The organism is Actinomadura sp. NPDC023710 (assembly GCF_040639875.1).
Taxonomy (GTDB): Bacteria; Actinomycetota; Actinomycetes; order Streptosporangiales; family Streptosporangiaceae; genus Spirillospora; species Spirillospora citrea.
In genome coordinates, this window is sequence record NZ_JBFAGB010000002.1 from 207,328 (window position 1) to 224,890 (window position 17,563).

A 17,563-nucleotide genomic window follows, 5' to 3' on the forward strand; every position below is an offset into this window, starting at 1 on the left:
CGGGAGACCGGGGACGGGCGGGGTCAGGCGTGTTCGGTGCGGAGGTGGTGCTTGAGCGTGGCCAGTTCGAGGTGCGGCGCGTGGCAGTGGTCGCACGCCCAGACTCCGCTGGGAATGGAGACGCCGCGCGCCGTCGCGTCCTCGCGCGCGCACAGCAGGTTGTAGGACTGGACGAGGCGTCGCCACGTCCGCCGGACCGCCGATGACATTCCCGCTCCCCCTCCGAGCCCGGTTTCCAACCTTCTTGGGCTCAGCATAGGGTAACGGGAATGTCAAGGCGAAACGCCGGACATCACTGCCCGATCTTCACACCCGGCTCACCGTACCGGTACTCCAGGGGCCGGACTCCCCGGCCGCCGGGCATGTTGGCACCCCGGCGGATCATGCCCGTGGGCAGGATCGTCCGTCCGAAGCTGTTCACGAACATCATCGCGGCCGCCGCGTACAGGGCGACCACCGCCGCCGCGACGAACAGCCAGCCGCCGACGTCCAGCGGCCAGGTCGAGCCGGCCCAGAATCCGGCGGCCGTGAAGCCCGCGCCGACGGCCAGGCAGCCCCACACCAGGGCCGTCATCAGGTTCTCGCCGAGCGCGGCGAGCGCGCCCAGGCCGGTGATCACCGCGAGTGGAATGAACCAGAACGCGAAGCCCTGGAAGGAGGTACCGAGGACCGGCGCCAGCGCCACGGGCGCGGCGCCGATGCTCACCAGCAGGAACAGCAGGCCCCAGCCGATGAAGAACGCGCCCCACATGCCGTGCATCGCGGTGGCCACGCCGTCGCGCGCCCGGTAGCCCCACATGCCGGCCAGCAGCTGCGCGATGCCGCCGAAGGTCAGCACGAACGGCCACAGGATGAGCGGCGTGCCGGCGCCGCCGTACCAGCCGGCCTGCCACGCGCCCACCATCATGGCCGCCGCGGCGAGCCCGAACAGCCCGAGGATCGACGGCGCCGCGATGGGCTGCAGGAAGACGCGGGTGCGGTCCTCCCAGAGCGCGTGTTCGCCGGCCTGGTCCGCGCCCCGCGGGGGCGCCATCGCCGCGCCGTGCGCCGGCGCGGCCGCGCCGTGCGCCGGCGTCTCCATGCCCTCCGCGGGCATCGCCGATCCCGTGTGCTCGCCGGGCATCGGCGCGGATTGGTGCTCTCTACGCCTTGCCATGAGATCCCCCTCTGAATCGGAGAGCTGTAAGCCCCTCCTAACCGTGTTCAAGCAGGTCAAACGGCATATGACCGTTTCCTGAAGAGGTTCGCGTTTGCACCCGGCACCCTTTGCCGGGCGCTGACGCGGGCATGGCGATCCGGTGGCCCGGCGGTCCGGGACGCGGGGTCGGGCGGCTCGGCGATCGGGCGGCTCGGTGTTCCGGCGGCTCGGTGTTCCGGCGGCTCGGTGTTCCGGCGGCCCGGTCCTCCGGCGGCTCAGCGGGGCGGCGGGCAGTGGATCTGCAGGCCGGGCGTGGTGTGCCAGCCGATCAGCGTGAACAGCCGCTCGATGTGCGGGGGGACCCCGTGCAGGACGAGGAGGCGGCCGCGGTCGTGCAGGGTGCGGGCGGCCTCGCTGAAGGCGCGCAAACCCGCGACGTCCATGAACTCGACCCCTGACAGGTCGGCGTGCAGGTCGCCGGACCCGCGGTCGTGGACGGCGCGCAGGGCGTGCGCGACCGCGGCGGTGTTGGAGACGTCGACCTCCCCGGCGAGCAGCACCCGGGACACGCCCGACGCGGCCGTGATGCGCAGCAGCGCGGAGTCGTGCTCGACGATGTCGTAGCGGGCAGCCTCCCGCGCACCGGGGTCGGGGGCGCCCTCGCCGCCGGTGATCCGCCAGACCGTCATCTGCTCCTCACCCTCAACGGGGGCGCCGCCGCTACCGTGCGCGGCCCCGTATATGCAAGGCTCTCACCTGTCGGGACCTTCTGGACCCCACCAGAGCGGAAAACCACGATCGGAAGCCATTTCATGGACGAGAAGGCGATCCTGGAACGTATCAACGATTTCATCGAGGAGGAACACGCCCTCCGGCAGGCGCACGAGCGGGCCGAGACCTCCAACGCCGAGGCCCAGGCGCGGCTGCGGGACCTGGAAGTGGCCCTCGACCAGTGCTGGGATCTGCTGCGGCAGCGGCGGGCCCGCCTCGCGGCGGGACAGAACCCCGACGACGCCCAGGTCCGTCCCGCCGGCGAAGTGGAAGGCTACCGGCAGTAGCGCCTCACGGGCCCGTCACGGGACCATCCAGCCGAGCACGCCGGTGGACTGCAGGCCGGAGAGCAGGCACATCCCGGCGAGGAACAGCAGGCTCCACAGCACGACGCGGCGGAAGATGTCGCCCTCGCGCCCGTCCAGGCCGACGGCCGCCGCGGCGATGGCGAGGTTCTGCGGCGACACCATCTTGCCGAGGACGCCGCCGGAGCTGTTGGTCGCCGCCATCAGGACCGTCGACAGGTCGGCCTTGTTCGCGGCGGTGACCTGCAGGGAGCCGAACAGCGAGTTGGACGAGGTGTCCGATCCGGTGACGGCGGTGCCGAGCCAGCCGAGGATCGGCGACAGCAGCGCGAACGCGCCGCCCGCCCCGGCCATCCACGTCCCGAGCGTCACGGTCTGCCCGGAGGCGTTCATCACGAAGGCCAGCGCCAGGACGGCCATGACCGTGATGATCGCCCACCTGAGCTGGACGAGGGTCGTCCGGTAGGCGCCCAGGGCCCGGCGCAGGCCGACGCCGAGGGCGGCCATGGTGATCAGCCCGGCGACGAGCATCTGCGTGCCGGGCGTGGTCAGGTAGTTGAAGGTGAAGGTCGACAGGGCCAGCGGCTTGCCGGACGGGCCCGTGAGGTGCAGGCCCGGCCAGGAGAACGTCCGGGTCGCCCTGTCCAGGAGATCCTTGACCGGCCCGATCTGGCAGACGACGAAGACCGCGATGATGATCGCGTAGGGCGCGTAGGCGCGGGCGACCTCGGCGCGGGAGTCCCCGCCCGGTCCCCCGTCCCGTCCTTCGACGCGGGCGGCGAACTCGGGGGTCGGCTCGTCCGCCGCACCGCCCGCGACCGGGGCCGGCCTCGCCGGCGCCGCCGACGGACGCAGCCGGACGGCGAGGACGACGGCCGCGGCCGAGACCAGCGAGGCCACGACGTCGGCGAGCGGCACCGAGATGAAGTTCGCCGTGACGTACTGGGCGACGCCGAACGCGGCGCCGCACAGCAGGGCGACGGGCCAGGTCTCGCGCAGGCCGCGCCGCCCGTCCACGATGACGACGAGGACGAGCGGGACGAACAGGGCGAGGATCGGGGTCTGCCGCCCCACCATGGCGCCCAGCGTGTCGCTGGACTCGCCGGTGACCTTGCCGAGCGTGAGGATCGGCGTCGCCATCGCGCCGAACGCGACGGGCGCGGTGTTGGCGGTGAGGGCCAGCACGGCGGCCTTGAGCGGCGGGAAGCCGAGCGCGATCAGCATGACGGAGGTGACCGCGACCGGCGTGCCGAACCCGGCCAGGGCCTCCAGCAGCGCGCCGAACGAGAAGGCGATCAGCACCGCCTGGAGCCTGTTGTCGTCGCTGACCTGCGCGAACGAGCGGCGCAGCACGTCGAAGTGGCCGGTGGCGACGGTGATGTTGTAGACCCAGAGGGCGTTGATGACGATCCACAGGATCGGGTAGAAGCCGAACGCGGCGCCTTCGGAGGCGGCGAGCAGCGCCTGGTCGGCGGGCATGCCGTACGTCCAGACGGCGACCGCCAGCGCGACGGCCAGCGCGATCAGGGACGCCGGCCACGCGCGCATGCGCACGCCGCCGAGCAGGACGAACAGCACGGCCAGCGGCAGCGCGGCGACCAGGGAGCTCCAGCCGAGCGAGTCGGCGACGGGATCGAGGACCTGCTGGTACACGGCGATCACCTCGCGGGGTAGTGGTCGCCCCCGAGCACGTGGTCCTTACCCGTCCCGATGACGGAGATCACCTTGATAGTGAACTTTTCCCTCGGTCAGAGGGCCTGGAGAAGCCTGGCCGGCGTGATGGGCAGGTCCCGGACGCGGATGCCGGTCGCGTGGTGGACGGCGTTGCCGACGGCCGCCGCCGCTCCGACGATGCCGATCTCGCCGATGCCCTTGGCGCCCATCGGGTTCAGGTGCGGGTCGGACTCCTCCACCCACGCGGCGTCGATGTCGCGGACGTCGGCGCAGACCGGGACGTGGTACTGGGCGAGGTCGCGGGTGAGGTAGTCGCCGAACTCCCGGTCCATGACGCTCTGCTCCATCAGCGCCATCCCGACGCCCATCGTCATCCCGCCGATGAACTGGGACCGGGCCGTCGTGGGGTTGATGATCCGGCCGGCGGCGAACACGCCGAGCATCCGGCGGACGCGGACCTCTCCGGTGTCGGCGTCCACCTCCACCTCGGCGAACTGCGCGCCGAACGCGTGCCGGGCGTACTCGGCCCGGGCCCTGAGCTCCTCACCGGTGTCGGCGGACGCCTCGATCCCCCCGGGCGGGACGGCGCCGTTCAGCTTGCCGCGCAGGGCCTCGCAGGCGCGCACGACGGCCGTGCCCCAGCCGGCCGTCCCGGCGGAGCCGCCCGCCACCGACGCCTGGGGGAACGCGCTGTCGCCGATCTCCATCCTGACGTCGGCGAGATCCTCCTTCAGCGTCTCGGCGGCGATCAGGGCCAGGGCGGTGCGGGCGCCGGTGCCGATGTCGGCGGCGGCGATCCGGACGGTGAACGTCCCGTCGGGCTCGGCGCGGGCCGTCGCCTGGTTGGGGCGCTGGTAGGCGGGATAGGTGGACGCGGCGACGCCCATACCGACGAACTTGCGGCCCTCCCGGCGGGCACCGGGTTCGGGGGCGCGCCCCGCCCAGCCGAAGCGTTCGGAGCCCTCGCGGAGGCAGGCGACCAGGTTCCGCGAGCTGAACGGCAGCCCGCTCTCCGGCTCCCGGTCGGTGTCGTTGCGCACGCGGAGCTCGACCGGGTCGATGCCCGCGGCGACGGCCAGCTCGTCCATCGCCGTCTCGAGCGCGTACATGCCGGGCGTCTCCCCGGGGGCCCGCATCCAGGACGGCGTGGGGACGTCCAAGGCCACCACCCGGTGCGACGTGAGGCGGTGCGGGGCCTGGTACAGGATGCGCGTGGGCGTCGCGGTCTGCTCGGCGAACTCCTTGACGGTGGAGGTCTGCTCGGCCACCTCGTGGAGGATCGCGTTCAGCCGCCCGTCCTCGTCGGCGCCGAGCCGGAGACGCTGGATGGTCGGGGTCCGGTAGCCGGTGGTGGCGAACATCTGCTGGCGCGGGACGGCGAACTTCACGGGACGTCCCACGGCGCGGGCGGCCATCGCGGCGAGCACCACGTTCGGCCGGGGCATTCCCTTGGAGCCGAAACCGCCGCCGACGTGCGGCGATACTACGTGCACCCCGGAAGGATCGAGCCCGAACACCTTCGCGATCGTGGCCTGGACGGTCGACGCGCCCTGGTTGGAGTCGTAGAGCGTGAGGGTGCCGTCCTCGTTCCACTGGGCGATCGTGGCGTGCGGCTCCATCGGGTTGTTGTGCTCGGCCGGGGTCGTGTAGACGGCGTCCACCCGCACCGCCGAGTCGGCGAACGCCTTCTCGGGCTCGCCCTGCTCGGTGTCCGCCGGGAACACAGGGTTCACCTTGTCCGGCTTGTAGAGGCCCGGATGGTCGGCGCGGAGCCGCACGTCCGGTGCCTCCCCGGCGTACTCGACGCGCAGGAGGCGGGCCGCCTCCCGGGCGGTCTCCAGGGTCTCGGCGACCACGGCGGCGACGAACTGGCCGCGGAAGGAGACCGTCCGCGACTGGAACAGGGCCAGTTCGCCGTCCGAGGTGTCGCTGAGCTCGGGGGCGTTCTCGCAGGACAGGACGGCGAGCACCCCGGGCAGCCTCAGCGCGGCCTCGGCGTCGACCGACCTGACCTGCCCCTTGCCCACGCTCGCCTGGACGGCCGCGGCGTAGGCGGCGTTCCGCACGGGGTACTCGAACGCGTACCGCGCCGTTCCGGTGACCTTCTCGCGGCCCTCCAGCCGGTCGGTCATGACTCCTCCCCCAGTTCGGTCAGCGTCCGGACGATCAGGTTGCGCGCCAGCGGCACCTTGTAGGCGTTGTCGCGCAGCGGCTCGGCGGCCTCCAACTCGGCCTCGGCGGCGCGCAGGAACGACTCCTCGGTCGCCTCCGCGCCGCGCAGGGCCTCTTCGGCGCGCCGCGCCCGCCACGGCTTGTGGGCGACGCCGCCGAGGGCCAGCCGGACGTCCCGCACCCGGCCGTCGCCGACGTCCAGGGCCGCCGCGATGGAGACCAGCGCGAACGCGAACGACGCGCGCTCTCGGACCTTGCGGTAGCGGGACGGCACGCCCAGCACGGGGACCTCCACGGCGGTGACGAGGTCGCCCGCTTCGAGCGTGGTGTCGCGCTGGGGTTCGTCACCCGGAAGCCGGTACAGGTCTTCGACGGGGATGGTTCTCTCTCCACCGCGCCCCCGGATGCGTATGGACGCGTCCAAGGCGGCCAGTGCGACGGCCATGTCGGACGGATGCGTCGCCACACAGGCGTCCGACCAGCCCAGGATCGCCAGATTGTGGTGCTCGCCCTCCCGCGCGGGGCACCCGCTGCCCGGGGTGCGCTTGTTGCAGGGCTTGGCGGCGTCCTGGAAGTAGGAGCAGCGGGTCCGCTGGAGCAGGTTGCCGCCGACGGTGGCGAGGTTGCGGACCTGGCCGGACGCCCCCGCGAGCACGGCCTGCGCCAGGACGGGATGGCCCTCGCGCACGGTCCGGTCGGCGGCGACGGCGCTGTTGGTCACCGCCGCGCCGATGACGAGGCTCCCGTCCGGCCGCAGTTCGATCTGGTCGTACGGAAGATGCGCGACGTCGACGAGCCTGGCCGGCTCCTCCACGCCGAGTCGCATCAGGTCGACGAGGTTGGTTCCGCCGCCCAGGTAGACGGCTCCGTCCTGCTGGCGCCGCAGTGCGTCCTCGGCGCTGGTGGCGCGCTCGTACGCGAAGGGCCTCATGCCTCAGCCCCCTCCCTGCGTCTCGCGGCCTGTCTGAGGGCCGCGACTATGCCGACGTAGGCGCCGCACCGGCACAGGTTGCCGCTCATGCGCTCGCGTATCTCGTCGTCGTCGAGTACGGGGTCGGCCCTCAGGTCGCCGGTGACGACGCTGGGCCAGCCGCGTTCGGCCTCGTCCAGCATTCCCGTGGCAGAGCAGAGCTGGCCGGGTGTGCAGTACCCGCACTGGAACGCGTCGTTCTCGATGAACGCCTCCTGGACGGGACTGAGCTCCCCGTCCCGCGCCAGCCCTTCGACCGTGACGACGTCCGCTCCGTCATGGGCGACGGCCAGGGCCAGGCATCCGTTCACCCGGCGGCCGTCGAGAAGGACGGTGCAGGCTCCGCACTGGCCGTGGTCGCAGCCCTTCTTCGACCCCGTCAGGCCGAGTTGCTCGCGCAGCACGTCCAGGAGGGACGCTCGGGTATCGACGTTGAGCCGGTGCTCCGCCCCGTTCACGACCAGGGTGACGTCGGCGCGCACCGGAGTGGCTTCGCTGTCCATGCCGGGGGGCCTACCCCAGATCTCCCGTCGGTCACAGAACATCGACGGCCGTCCGCACCCGCTTCCGGCGGCCGGCGATCAGTCGTTGTCGGTGAGGATCTCCACGACCTGCCGGGCCGTGTCGGTCGGCAGCGGCGCCGGCAGCCCCTTCCACTTGCGGGACGCGGCCATCGCGGCCGCGCCGGCCCCTCCCCCGTACACGGCGGCGGTGATGAACGACGCCAGTTCGGGAGGCAGCTTCTTCTCCAGCAGCAGCACGTTCATCCGGTAGGTGGCCGCGGTCGCCATGACCCCGAAGGCCCCGGCCACGGCCCCGAGGCGCAGCGCCGGTATGCGCTGCCTGGCCTTATCGATCATCTCCTGCTGCGCCGCCTCGACCACACGCCGGGCGAGCACGAGGTTCTGCTCCAGCGGGTCGCCGGCCGCGGCAGGTTTGCGCGACTCCGACATGACCTCGGCTTACCCGCAGATGGGGAGGAGATTCCGGGAAGCAATATGTCACTTTCAGTGACTTTGCAGGTGCTGTAGGTTGCCGAACCGGACCCGACAGAGAGGCCGGTTCATGCAACCCTTCGAGCTGCCCGACTTCTACGTCCCGTACCCCGCACGGCTCAACCCGCATCTGGAGGGCGCACGCCGGCACACCATGGCCTGGGCGCGAGAGATGAAGATGCTGGACGCCGACCGGGACCCCGGCACCCCCGACATCTGGGACGAGCCCGCACTCGAAGCGATGGACTACGCCCTCCTCTGCGCCTACACGCACCCCGACTGCGCCGCCCCCGAACTCGACCTCGTCACCGACTGGTACGTCTGGGTCTTCTACTTCGACGACCACTTCCTGGAGGTGTTCAAGAAGCCCCGGGACCAGGAGGGCGCCCGCACCTACCTCGACCGGCTTCCGCTGTTCATGTCGCTCGACCCGCCCGAACCGGTGAACGCCGTCGAGCGCGGACTCGCCGACCTGTGGGCGCGGACCGTCCCGGCGCGGTCGGACGCCTGGCGGCGGCGCTTCTCGGTGAGCACCCTGAACCTGCTGCGCGAGTCGCTGTGGGAGCTGTCCAACATCAGTACCGGCCGGATCCCGAACCCGGTCGAGTACATCGAGATGCGGCGCAAGGTCGGCGGGGCGCCCTGGTCGGCCGACCTCGCCGAGCACGCCGCGGGCGTCGAGATCCCCGAACGCGTGGTGGCGACGCGGCCGCTGCGCGTCCTGAAGGACACCTTCTCCGACGGCGTCCACCTGCGCAACGACATCTTCTCCTACCAGCGCGAGACCGAGTCCGAGGGCGAGGTCAACAACTCCGTCCTGGTGATGGAGCGCTTCCTGTCGGTCGCGCCGCAGGTCGCCGCCGACACCGTCAACGACCTGCTGACCTCTCGGCTGCGCCAGTTCGAGAACACCGCGGTGACCGAGCTGCCGCACGTCTTCGAGGACCACGGCCTCGACCCGGCGGAGCGGGCGGGCGTCGCGGCCTACGTGAAGGCCCTCCAGGACTGGCAGTCCGGCGGCCACGAATGGCACCTGCGGTCCAGCCGGTACATGAACGACAGGTCGCTCGGCATGTCCGCCGCCCGCATCCCCGCCCTGGTGAGGTCGGCGCGGATCAGCCTCCCCCACGTCCCGTTCCAGAGGGTGGGGCCGACGCCGCTGCCCTCGTTCGACATCCCCTACGCCGCCCGCGCGAACCCGCACCGCGAGCGCGCGGGCCGCAACCTGCTCGCCTGGGCGCGGGAGATGGGCATGTTCTCCCCCCACCCCCGGACGCCCGTCCCGGTGTGGAGCCCCGACCGGCTCGCCGGGATGGTGCTGGAGGTCTGCGCCGCGTCCCTCGACCCGGACGCAGATCCGGAGGCGCTCGACCTCGCCGTCCAGTGGCTGGCGTGCGGCACGTTCGGCGACGACTTCTTCCCGGCCGTCTTCAACCGCGACCGCGACATGGCGGGCGCGAAGGCGTTCAACGCCCGCGTCCCCCTGTTCATGCCGCTGGACTGCGGCGCCACCCCCGCCCCGGAGAGCCCGTTCGAGGCGGGGCTCGCGGACCTGTGGCCCCGCACCGCCGGGCCCATGGACGACAAGGGCCGCCGCGAGTTCCGGGCGGCCGTCGAGCACATGGTCGAGAGCTGGGTGTGGGAGCTGAACAACCACCTCCAGTCGCGCGTCCCCGACCCCGTCGACTACATCGAGATGCGCCGGCACACGTTCGGCTCCGAGCTGACGATGAGCCTGGCGCGCATCGGGCGCGCGGACGAGATCCCTCAGCACGTCTTCGAGACCCGCACCCTGCGCGAGATCGACGCCTCCGCGATGGACGTCGCGTGCCTGCTCAACGACTGCTTCTCCTACCAGAAGGAGATCGAGTACGAGGGCGAGCTGAACAACGGCGTCCTCGCCGTCGGGAACTTCTTCGGCTGCGGCCGCGACGAGGCGCTGCCCATCGTCGCCGACCTCATCGCCTCGCGCCGCCGCCAGTTCGAGCACCTCGCCGCCGGGGAGCTCCCCGCCCTCTGCGACCGGCTCGACCTGGACGACGCCGCCCGGGCCGCGCTCTCCTCCTACGTCGAGGAACTGCGCGACTGGATGGCCGGGATCCTCAAGTGGCACCGCGAGACCGATCGCTACGACGAGCGCGAGCCCGTCCTCCGGCTTCCCAGGCCCACCGGCCTGGGGATGTCGGCCTTCCACCTCTTCGCGCGCGCCGCCCGCTGAGCGGGCACCGCGACATGCTGTGTTGAAATGCTCGGCAATGTGCGGACATGTGCCCTGCGTCCGGTGAGAACGCCGCGACGAGAGGAGAGGGCTTGCCATCCCCATTGCGAAAATCCACCTCGCAGGAGTCCCACCCGCCCGACGACCGGCGGCGCCGCTTCGAGGACGTCTACGCGGCCAACCGCGCCCGGATCCTCGGGTACGCGCTGCGCCGGACCAGTGACCCGCAGGACGCCGCCGACGTCCTGGCGGAGACGTTCCTCACCGCCTGGCGGCGGCTCGACGACGTCCCGCCCGGCGACCAGGCCCGGCTGTGGCTGTACGGGGTGGCCCGGCGCGTCCTGGCCAACCACCACCGCGGCGAGCGCCGCCGGTCCGCCCTGGCCGCCGACCTCGGCTCCCGGCTGCGCGACGGCCTGGCCGTCCAGGACCCGTCCGGCGACGGGCCGACCGGCGTGGGCGCCGCGTTCCGCGGTCTGCCCGAGTCCGACCGCGAACTGCTGGCCCTGGTCGGCTGGGAGGGACTCGACCACGGCGAGATCGCGACCGTCCTCGGCTGCTCCCGCAACGCGGTGCGGATCCGCCTGCACCGCGCCCGCCGCCGGTTCGCCCGCGCCCTGGCCCGCATGGAGGCGGACGCCCCCGCCGCCCCCGCGCCGGCCGCCTCCCTGCGTGCCGCCTCCACGCCCGCCACCTCCCTGCATGCCACCTCCCTGCCTGCCAAGGGGCGGCGGATCCCGAACGGAGACCCCACATGAACCGCGACATCGACCCGCTGATCGGGGGCCTCGCCTCCGTCACCGACCGGCAGGCCGGGACCCTGCTGCCCGAGGACGCCGCCACCGCCCTCGCCGACCGCATCACCGCGACCGCGGTCCCCTCGGCCCCCGCGCGCGGGCGGCGCTCGCCGGTCATGCTCATCGGACTCCCGCTGGCCGCGGCCGGCATCGCCGCCGCCGCCGTCACGGCGGTCGTGATGACCCGCGACGGCGGACCCGGCAGCACCCCGGGCGTCACGCCGACGAGCCCGCGCGTCGTGCTGGCCGCGGCGCTGACGTTCACCCGCAAGGGCGGCTACATCGACGTGCGCGTGCGCGACCCGCTGGCCGACCCGAAGCGCTACCAGGAGGAGTTCGCCGCCCACGGCCTCAGGGTCACGTTGTCGATGGTGCCGGCGTCCCCGTCCATCGTCGGCACGGTCGTCGCGATGGAGACCAGCGAGAACACCGCCGAGCGCGACGTCACCACGATCACCGCCAGGGGCGGGTGCGAGACCGGCGGCGGAGGGGACGTCTGCCCGGTCGGCGTCCGGATCCGCACCGGCTACAAGGGCACCGCCTCCATCACCTTCGGGCGGGAGGCCCGCCCGGGCGAGCAGTACAACAGCAGCGCCCCCGCCACGGCCCCGGGCGAGGTCATGCACGGCATGACCTACCGCAAGCACCGCGTCGGCGAGGTGCTGGCCGCCCTGCGAAAGCGGCACGTCACGGTGCCCGAGTACCGCGCCATGGAGGGCAACGTCAGCAACGTGCTGAAGCCCGGCCAGGTCCCGCCCACGTGGTACGTCCACAGCGCGACCCCCTGGGCCAAGAACCAGGTCCTCCTCTTCGTGGGCCCGCGTCCCACCGAGGACGCCGGCGGCGCGCCGCCCGCGTCGGCGCCCGGAGCACCCGCCCCGAGCGCGACCCCGACCTCCTGAGCACCGGCGGACCGCCCCGACCGGGGCGGTCCGCCGCTCTCAGGGCCCGCTCATCTCGCTGCGCGGCGGGAGAGCGTCCGGTCGAGGAGGACGGTCGGCACGATGGCCGCCGCCAGCCCGGCGCCGATCCAGGTGACGGCGGTGAGTCCCGCGCCGGCGTTCATGGCGGCGCCGGCGAGGACCGGAACGAGGCTGATGCCGAGCTGGAAGGCCGAGACGGTCGCGGCCCCGGCGAGCGTCGGCGCCTCCGACGCGATGGCGAACACCCGCCCGTAGATGGCCGGGTTCAGGACGAATCCGGCGACTCCGAGCAGCAGAACGAGCGGGACGACGGCCGTCGCATGCCCGGACAGGACCGCGAGCAGCACGGAACTGGCCGATATCCCCAGCGCCCCGGCCATGAGCGCGTGAGTGGGCCGCCTGTCGGCGATCCGGCCCCCCACGGACAGGCCGATGAAGGCGCCGACGCCGAACAGCGCGAGGATCGCGGGCACCCACACGCCTGGAATGCCGGTGACCTCCGTCAGGAACGCCGCGAGGTAGTTGAACGAGATCATGTAGGCGGCGGTGCTCAGGACGGTGGCGGCGTAGACGACCCACAGCTGCGGCCGCCTCATGGTGCGCAGTTCCCCCCGCACGCTCGGCTTCGCGTCCGCATCGGTCGCGGGCACCGCGAGCAGGCTCAGGACCGCGCCCGCGGCGGTCAGGACGACCACGCCCCAGAACCCGCCCCGCCACCCGGTGAAGTAGCTGAGCAGCGCGCCCGCCGGACCACCGGCGATCATCGCCAGGCCGAGCCCGCTGACGACCACTCCGGACGCCCGCGCGGTGCGGTCGGACGTGACGAGGCCGATCGCGGTGACCGCCGCGACCGCCCAGTACCCCGCATAGGCCAGCCCGCACAGGAAGCGGCTGGCCAGCAGCACCGCGTAACCGTCGATCACCAGGCCGGCCGTCACCGAGACCGCGAAGACGACCTGCGTGGCCACCAGGGTGGTGCGTCGCGGCAGGCGCAGCGTCAGGATGGCGAAGGGCGGCCCGCCGACGACCACCCCGACGGCGAACGCCGAGATCAGCGCCCCGGCGGAGGACAGGCTGATCCCGAGGTCGTCGGCGATCTCCGGCAGGACCCCGGCCAGCAGGAACTCCGCGCTGCCCATCGCGAACAGGCTGAACGCCAGCAGGTAGACCCCGAGCGGCAGCCTCCCCCCGGAGACCGACACCCGCCGGGAAGCGGTCTCGACGCTCACCGGCCCCCACCCCCGACGCGTCCCCGCTCGACGGCACGGCCCTGGTCGACGGCCTGATGGACGTCCTCGTCCAGCAGGTCGGCGTTGACGGCGATGGCGGCGGCGGAGCCCATGCCGGCGGCGGTGACGACCTGGGCGCGCGGGTCCGCCACGTTGCCGACCGCCCACACGCCCGGCACGGTGGTGCGCCCGGTCCGGTCGGTGACGACCCGGCGGTCCTCGACGGCGCAGCCGAGTGCGGTCAGCAGGGCGTCGTGCGGAACCATGCGCGGGAACAGGAACACCACGCGGCGCGGCACCATGCGCCCGTCGGCCAACTCGACGCCGCGCACCCCGTCGTTCTCCGCCACCACGCGCTTGATCTCGCCGTCCACGAGACGCACGCCGCGGGCGGTGAGACGTTCATGCTCCTCTTCGTCCAACTCCAGGGTGTGGACGAACAACACCACATCGTCGGACCACTGCCGCAGCAGCAGCGCCTGGTGCACCGCGCCGGGCGAGGTGCCCAGAACGCCCATGGGCCTGTCGCGGACCTCGTACCCGTGGCAGTACGGGCAGTGCAGCACGTCCCGGCCCCACCGCTCCGCCACACCGGGGATGCCGGGCAACTCGTCGCGCAGACCGGTGGCCACCACCACCCGCCGCGCTCCCAGTGCCGCCCCGCCGACGAGGCGCACGGTGAACCCGGGGTCGACGTGCTCCACCCGGGCGTCGATCAACGCCGCCCCGTATCCGGCGACCTCGGCCCGCCCCACCTCCAGCAGCGCGGCGGGCGACATCCCGTCTCGCGACAGGAACCCCTGCATGTGCGCGGCCGGTGCGTTGCGGGGCTCGCCCGCGTCCACCACCGCGACCCGCCGCCGCGCCCGCGCCAGCACCAGCGCCGCGTTCAGCCCCGCGGCCCCCGCACCGACCACCACGACGTCGTACTCCGCATCGCTCATCGCGATCACCTCCGCCGCGGACGGTGCCCTGCCCACCGGCTGAACGACAACCTTTGTTGCCATTTCCGGGACGACCGCAGTGGAATGGGGGCATGCCTCACCCACCCGCCATCGCCGACGCGCTCGCCGAAGTCGGCCCGCGCCTCAAGCGGCTGCGCAACGAGCGCAACGTGACACTGGCCGAGCTCTCCGAGGCCACCGGGATCTCCAAGAGCACGCTGTCGCGCCTGGAGTCCGGTCAGCGCCGTCCCAGCCTGGAACTCCTGCTGCCCATCTCGCACGCCCATCAGGTCCCGCTGGACGAACTGGTGGGAGCCCCCGAGGTCGGCGACCCCCGCGTCCGGCTGACCCCCCGGCGCGTGAACGGCAACACCGTCCTCCCCCTGACGCGCCAGCCCGGCTCGATCCAGTCGTACAAGATGGTTCTCCCGGCGGCCCGGCGCGTACCCGACCTCTGCACCCACGAGGGCTACGAGTGGCTCTACGTGCTGTCGGGACGACTGCGCCTGGTCCTGGCCGACCACGACCTGGTGCTGGGCCCGGGCGAGGTGGCCGAGTTCGACACCCGGCTACCGCACTGGTTCGGCACCACCGGGGAAGGCCCGGTCGAGGTCCTCAGCCTCTTCGGCCGTCAGGGAGAACGCCTCCACATCCGCGCCAGGCCCCGCCCCCGCCAGGAGTCCGCGTCCTGACCCGTCCGGCGAAGGGCGCCTGTTCCGCCGAGGACTCCAGGCCACTGTCCGGTCTTCGTCGACGACCGCGTGCGAGACCGCCGCAGCCGGCGCGGCGGTCAGGAGGCCAGTGCTTCGCGGACGGTCATCAGGGCGAAGCCCAAGAGGTTCTCGCCCTGCCAGGAGGCGGGGTGTTCGGCGCGGGGGTCGTCGGCGGTCAGGCCGATGCCCCACACGCGGTCCAGGGGACTCGCTTCGACGAGGATGCGGTCGCGGGTGCCGGCAAGGTAGTCGCGAAGATCTTTGTTCTGGGCGAACTTGGCCTCGCCGCCCTTCGTGACAATGGTCACACGATTGTCGCGCCATGTCCGCTCGTCGAAGTCGCGGACGCGGCGGCCGAGGTCTTTCGCACGGCGGGGATGGGACGCGGCGACGATGGCGGCGGCCGTTTCCTCGTCGCCGAAGAGGCGGGCCTTTTCCGCCATCATGTAGTGCTCGGCGGTCGCGTAGGTGACGCCGCCGACGGTGAAGGGGGACGGCCACCACTGGCTGAGGTAGCCGCGACCTGGGGTCTGGTGGCCCCAGAAGAACAGGAACCTCAGGCGCGTGCCCTGCTCCTGGAGGCGGGTCAACTCGGCGACGTCCATGGGTGAGAGGGTGCCAGGGCCGGCCGCCGCGGTCCATCCGGTTTCCCACCGGGAATGGATGATCGATTGGCGTTGTTGACAGGTTTGCCGCGACCCGGGGTGGGGATCGCGGTCTAGACCATTTTGCGGACCCGGCATCTCGCCGGGACCATCTATTGATCCGGCCCGGCCTTGAACAGGAGGACTGCGGTAACAATGGACAACGCCCTGGCGAACCCCCGGCGCACCAAGATCGACGCGTGGCCCGAATGGCGGCCCGCGGAACCGGACTCCGAGCGTCCCGCGGAGGCCGACGTGTCCGAGGACGAGCTCGCCGCGCATTGACGGCCTTCCGGCCGATAGATGAGAACCCGCCCGGCTCCCCCGGGCGGGTTCTTCGTGTCCGGGCCCGGCGGGCGAGCGCCGCGGCGTGGTTCAGACCGGGCGGGTGAGCAAGGCGTCGATCACGCGGCGGGCCTTGCCGGCCGCGTCCTGATCGCCCAGGCGCAGGGCGGTGTTGGCGGCGTTGAGGACCGCGTCGGTCTGGAAGGCGGCCAGGTCGGGGTCCAGGGGGGCGATCTCACCGGCGTCGACCGCGTGCCGCATCTCCCCCGCGATCAGGGAGAGCCATCGGCGGTGCTGCTGCGCCAGCGTGTCCCGGACGGGGCCGGGGCGGCTGTCGAAGTCGGGGAGGTTGGCCGCCCAGAAGCAGCCGCCGGTGAACAGCGGCTTCTCCGCGTACTCGATCCAGTACCCGACCAGGGCCCGCAGCCGGGCGGCACCGGCGGGTGCGGCCCGCGCGGGACGCACGACCGCGTCGGCGAAGAGTTCGCGGGCCGCTTCGACGGTGGCCAGATGCAGGTTCTGCCTGGTCCTGAACAGCGTCTGGATGCCGCTCTTGCTCACCCGCAGGTCGGTGGCCAGTCGGCCGAAGCTCAGCCCGTTGAGTCCCTCCAGCGACGCGACGTCCACGGCGTGCCGGGTGATCGTTCGTCGTGCCCGGGCGCCGCGCAGGAGCCGTCCGTCGGTCGACTCGGTCTCCGGGGACGGGGCGTTCTCGCTCATCTCCTCCATCCTGGCACAGCGATTGCCTATACGTACGATCGACCGTATTGTTTGTTCGGCCATCGGCACACCGAGGGAGGTCCGACCATGGACGGCGACCGCATGTTCGAACTGGCTCAGGCGCTGGCCGCCGCCAAGAGCCGCCAGGACGTCCCCGCGGCGATGAAGCTCCTGCACCCCGAGATGGTGCTGGAGAGCCCGGCCTTCGGGACGACGGCCCGCGGCCCGGCCGAGAACGAGAAGGCGCTCCACCGGTTCTTCGCCTCGTTCCCCGACTACGACGTCGTCCTGCAGGGCCACGCCGCGAGCGGCGAGGCGCTGGCCTGCTGGGGGACCGTCCGCATGACCATGACCGGCGACCGGTTCGGCGCCGAGCCGAACGGCAGGCGCGCCGAACTCCCGGTGTTCATCCGGTTCGGTTTCGAGGACGACCTGATCGCCGCCGAGTACTTCTTCTTCGACCTGTCGGAGCTGTGCGCCCAGTCGGGGGTCTCGACCGACGCCGTCCGCCGCACGCTGTTCGGCTCCGCAGGCTGAGGCCCTCCGACCAGAAAGGCGGCGACCCATGCCGGCAGATCCCCGTGTGAGGGACGTCGACGGGATCCGGACCGAGTTCCTCTTCGACATCGTCGTCGACCTGGACCCGCCCCTGGACTTCGGCCGGGGGCCGGTCGGGCGGCGCGTCCTGTTCGGCTCCGCCGGCGGGACGTTCGAGGGACCGGCGCTGCGCGGCGAGGTCCTGCCGGGCGGCGGCGACTGGGCGCTGTTCCGGCCCGACGGGACCATGCTCCTGGACGTCCGGCTCACCCTGCGCACCGACGACGGCGCCCTGCTGCACATGACCTACGGCGGCCGCTACACCACCCCGCCGGGCCTGCGCGCCGAGATGGCCGACCCCGCCGCCAGGCACCGGGTCGACCCGTCCCGGTACTACTTCCGGACCAACCCGCTGTTCGAGACGGGAGCCGAGCAGTACACCTGGCTCAACGACGTCGTCTGCGTGGGATCGGGCTACCTCGTCCAGGACGGGATCGCCTACAAGGTCTTCCAGGTGCGGTGAAGGTC

Annotated in this window: 20 protein-coding genes; 8 read left to right on the forward strand and 12 right to left on the reverse strand. The window is 72.5% G+C overall.

Annotated elements, in window-relative coordinates; genetic code table 11:
• Window positions 1-23: 23 nt before the first annotated feature.
• The 3 genes from AB0H37_RS03035 to AB0H37_RS03045 form a co-directional block, all read right to left on the reverse strand.
• The gene (locus AB0H37_RS03035; RefSeq protein WP_179837080.1) at window positions 24-209 is read right to left on the reverse strand and encodes a hypothetical protein; all 186 of its coding nucleotides are present in this window, start codon (window positions 207-209) and stop codon (window positions 24-26) included.
• Between the two features lie 83 nt (window positions 210-292).
• Entirely contained in the window at window positions 293-1,156 is an 864-nt protein-coding gene (locus AB0H37_RS03040; RefSeq protein WP_329086532.1) for a GPR1/FUN34/YaaH family transporter, read from the reverse strand.
• A gap of 257 nt (window positions 1,157-1,413) precedes the next feature.
• Entirely contained in the window at window positions 1,414-1,827 is a 414-nt protein-coding gene (locus AB0H37_RS03045) for an STAS domain-containing protein (protein WP_329086530.1), read from the reverse strand.
• A 123-nt stretch (window positions 1,828-1,950) separates the two neighbouring features.
• Between AB0H37_RS03045 and AB0H37_RS03050 the strand changes: the two genes are divergently transcribed.
• The gene (locus AB0H37_RS03050) at window positions 1,951-2,196 is read left to right on the forward strand and encodes a DUF2630 family protein (protein WP_179837083.1); all 246 of its coding nucleotides are present in this window, start codon (window positions 1,951-1,953) and stop codon (window positions 2,194-2,196) included.
• A 15-nt stretch (window positions 2,197-2,211) separates the two neighbouring features.
• Here AB0H37_RS03050 and AB0H37_RS03055 read toward each other — a convergent pair whose 3' ends face one another.
• The 5 genes from AB0H37_RS03055 to AB0H37_RS03075 all read right to left on the reverse strand — a co-directional run bounded on the left by AB0H37_RS03055 (window position 2,212) and on the right by AB0H37_RS03075 (window position 7,983).
• Entirely contained in the window at window positions 2,212-3,867 is a 1,656-nt protein-coding gene (locus AB0H37_RS03055; RefSeq protein WP_360610994.1) for an L-lactate permease, read from the reverse strand.
• A gap of 95 nt (window positions 3,868-3,962) precedes the next feature.
• Entirely contained in the window at window positions 3,963-6,020 is a 2,058-nt protein-coding gene (locus AB0H37_RS03060) for a xanthine dehydrogenase family protein molybdopterin-binding subunit (protein ID WP_360610996.1), read from the reverse strand.
• A complete protein-coding gene (locus tag AB0H37_RS03065; RefSeq protein ID WP_360610998.1) occupies window positions 6,017-6,991 on the reverse strand; it encodes a xanthine dehydrogenase family protein subunit M in 975 nt (324 codons plus the stop codon). The genes AB0H37_RS03060 and AB0H37_RS03065 overlap by 4 nt, the downstream gene beginning before the upstream one ends.
• Complete coding sequence (locus AB0H37_RS03070) at window positions 6,988-7,512, reverse strand: 2Fe-2S iron-sulfur cluster-binding protein (protein WP_360611211.1); 525 nt, start codon at window positions 7,510-7,512, stop codon at window positions 6,988-6,990. The genes AB0H37_RS03065 and AB0H37_RS03070 overlap by 4 nt, the downstream gene beginning before the upstream one ends.
• Window positions 7,513-7,611: 99 nt before the next feature.
• Complete coding sequence (locus AB0H37_RS03075; RefSeq protein ID WP_179837087.1) at window positions 7,612-7,983, reverse strand: phage holin family protein; 372 nt, start codon at window positions 7,981-7,983, stop codon at window positions 7,612-7,614.
• Between the two features lie 112 nt (window positions 7,984-8,095).
• Here AB0H37_RS03075 and AB0H37_RS03080 point away from each other — a divergent pair, with 112 nt between their 5' ends.
• The 3 genes from AB0H37_RS03080 to AB0H37_RS03090 all read left to right on the forward strand — a co-directional run bounded on the left by AB0H37_RS03080 (window position 8,096) and on the right by AB0H37_RS03090 (window position 11,942).
• Window positions 8,096-10,243 (forward strand): germacradienol/geosmin synthase, encoded by a 2,148-nt coding sequence (locus AB0H37_RS03080; protein ID WP_360611000.1) that lies wholly within the window; start codon window positions 8,096-8,098, stop codon window positions 10,241-10,243.
• 92 nt (window positions 10,244-10,335) lie between these two features.
• Complete coding sequence (locus AB0H37_RS03085) at window positions 10,336-11,001, forward strand: RNA polymerase sigma factor (RefSeq protein ID WP_360611002.1); 666 nt, start codon at window positions 10,336-10,338, stop codon at window positions 10,999-11,001.
• Complete coding sequence (locus AB0H37_RS03090; protein WP_360611004.1) at window positions 10,998-11,942, forward strand: hypothetical protein; 945 nt, start codon at window positions 10,998-11,000, stop codon at window positions 11,940-11,942. The genes AB0H37_RS03085 and AB0H37_RS03090 overlap by 4 nt, the downstream gene beginning before the upstream one ends.
• Window positions 11,943-11,992: 50 nt before the next feature.
• Here AB0H37_RS03090 and AB0H37_RS03095 read toward each other — a convergent pair whose 3' ends face one another.
• Complete coding sequence (locus AB0H37_RS03095; protein ID WP_360611006.1) at window positions 11,993-13,192, reverse strand: MFS transporter; 1,200 nt, start codon at window positions 13,190-13,192, stop codon at window positions 11,993-11,995.
• On the reverse strand, window positions 13,189-14,136 hold the full coding sequence (locus AB0H37_RS03100) for an NAD(P)/FAD-dependent oxidoreductase (RefSeq protein WP_360611008.1): 948 nt from the start codon (window positions 14,134-14,136) through the stop codon (window positions 13,189-13,191). The genes AB0H37_RS03095 and AB0H37_RS03100 overlap by 4 nt, the downstream gene beginning before the upstream one ends.
• A 92-nt stretch (window positions 14,137-14,228) precedes the next feature.
• Between AB0H37_RS03100 and AB0H37_RS03105 the strand changes: the two genes are divergently transcribed.
• Entirely contained in the window at window positions 14,229-14,828 is a 600-nt protein-coding gene (locus AB0H37_RS03105) for an XRE family transcriptional regulator (RefSeq protein WP_360611010.1), read from the forward strand.
• Window positions 14,829-14,926: 98 nt separating this feature from the next.
• Here AB0H37_RS03105 and AB0H37_RS03110 read toward each other — a convergent pair whose 3' ends face one another.
• Window positions 14,927-15,454: an NADAR family protein gene (locus AB0H37_RS03110; RefSeq protein WP_360611012.1), complete on the reverse strand. Its 528-nt coding sequence runs from the start codon at window positions 15,452-15,454 to the stop codon at window positions 14,927-14,929.
• A gap of 195 nt (window positions 15,455-15,649) precedes the next feature.
• On the opposite strand from AB0H37_RS03110, the gene AB0H37_RS03115 reads away from it, so the two are divergent.
• Window positions 15,650-15,778: a hypothetical protein gene (locus AB0H37_RS03115; protein ID WP_268247751.1), complete on the forward strand. Its 129-nt coding sequence runs from the start codon at window positions 15,650-15,652 to the stop codon at window positions 15,776-15,778.
• A gap of 90 nt (window positions 15,779-15,868) precedes the next feature.
• Here the strand turns inward: AB0H37_RS03115 and AB0H37_RS03120 are convergent, their stop codons facing one another.
• Window positions 15,869-16,498, reverse strand: coding sequence for a TetR/AcrR family transcriptional regulator (locus AB0H37_RS03120; protein WP_329086505.1), 630 nt, complete (start codon window positions 16,496-16,498; stop codon window positions 15,869-15,871).
• 87 nt (window positions 16,499-16,585) lie between these two features.
• On the opposite strand from AB0H37_RS03120, the gene AB0H37_RS03125 reads away from it, so the two are divergent.
• Window positions 16,586-17,035 (forward strand): nuclear transport factor 2 family protein, encoded by a 450-nt coding sequence (locus tag AB0H37_RS03125; RefSeq protein WP_329086503.1) that lies wholly within the window; start codon window positions 16,586-16,588, stop codon window positions 17,033-17,035.
• 28 nt (window positions 17,036-17,063) lie between these two features.
• Window positions 17,064-17,558, forward strand: coding sequence for a DUF3237 domain-containing protein (locus tag AB0H37_RS03130; protein ID WP_360611015.1), 495 nt, complete (start codon window positions 17,064-17,066; stop codon window positions 17,556-17,558).
• The last annotated feature ends 5 nt before the right edge of the window (window positions 17,559-17,563 follow it).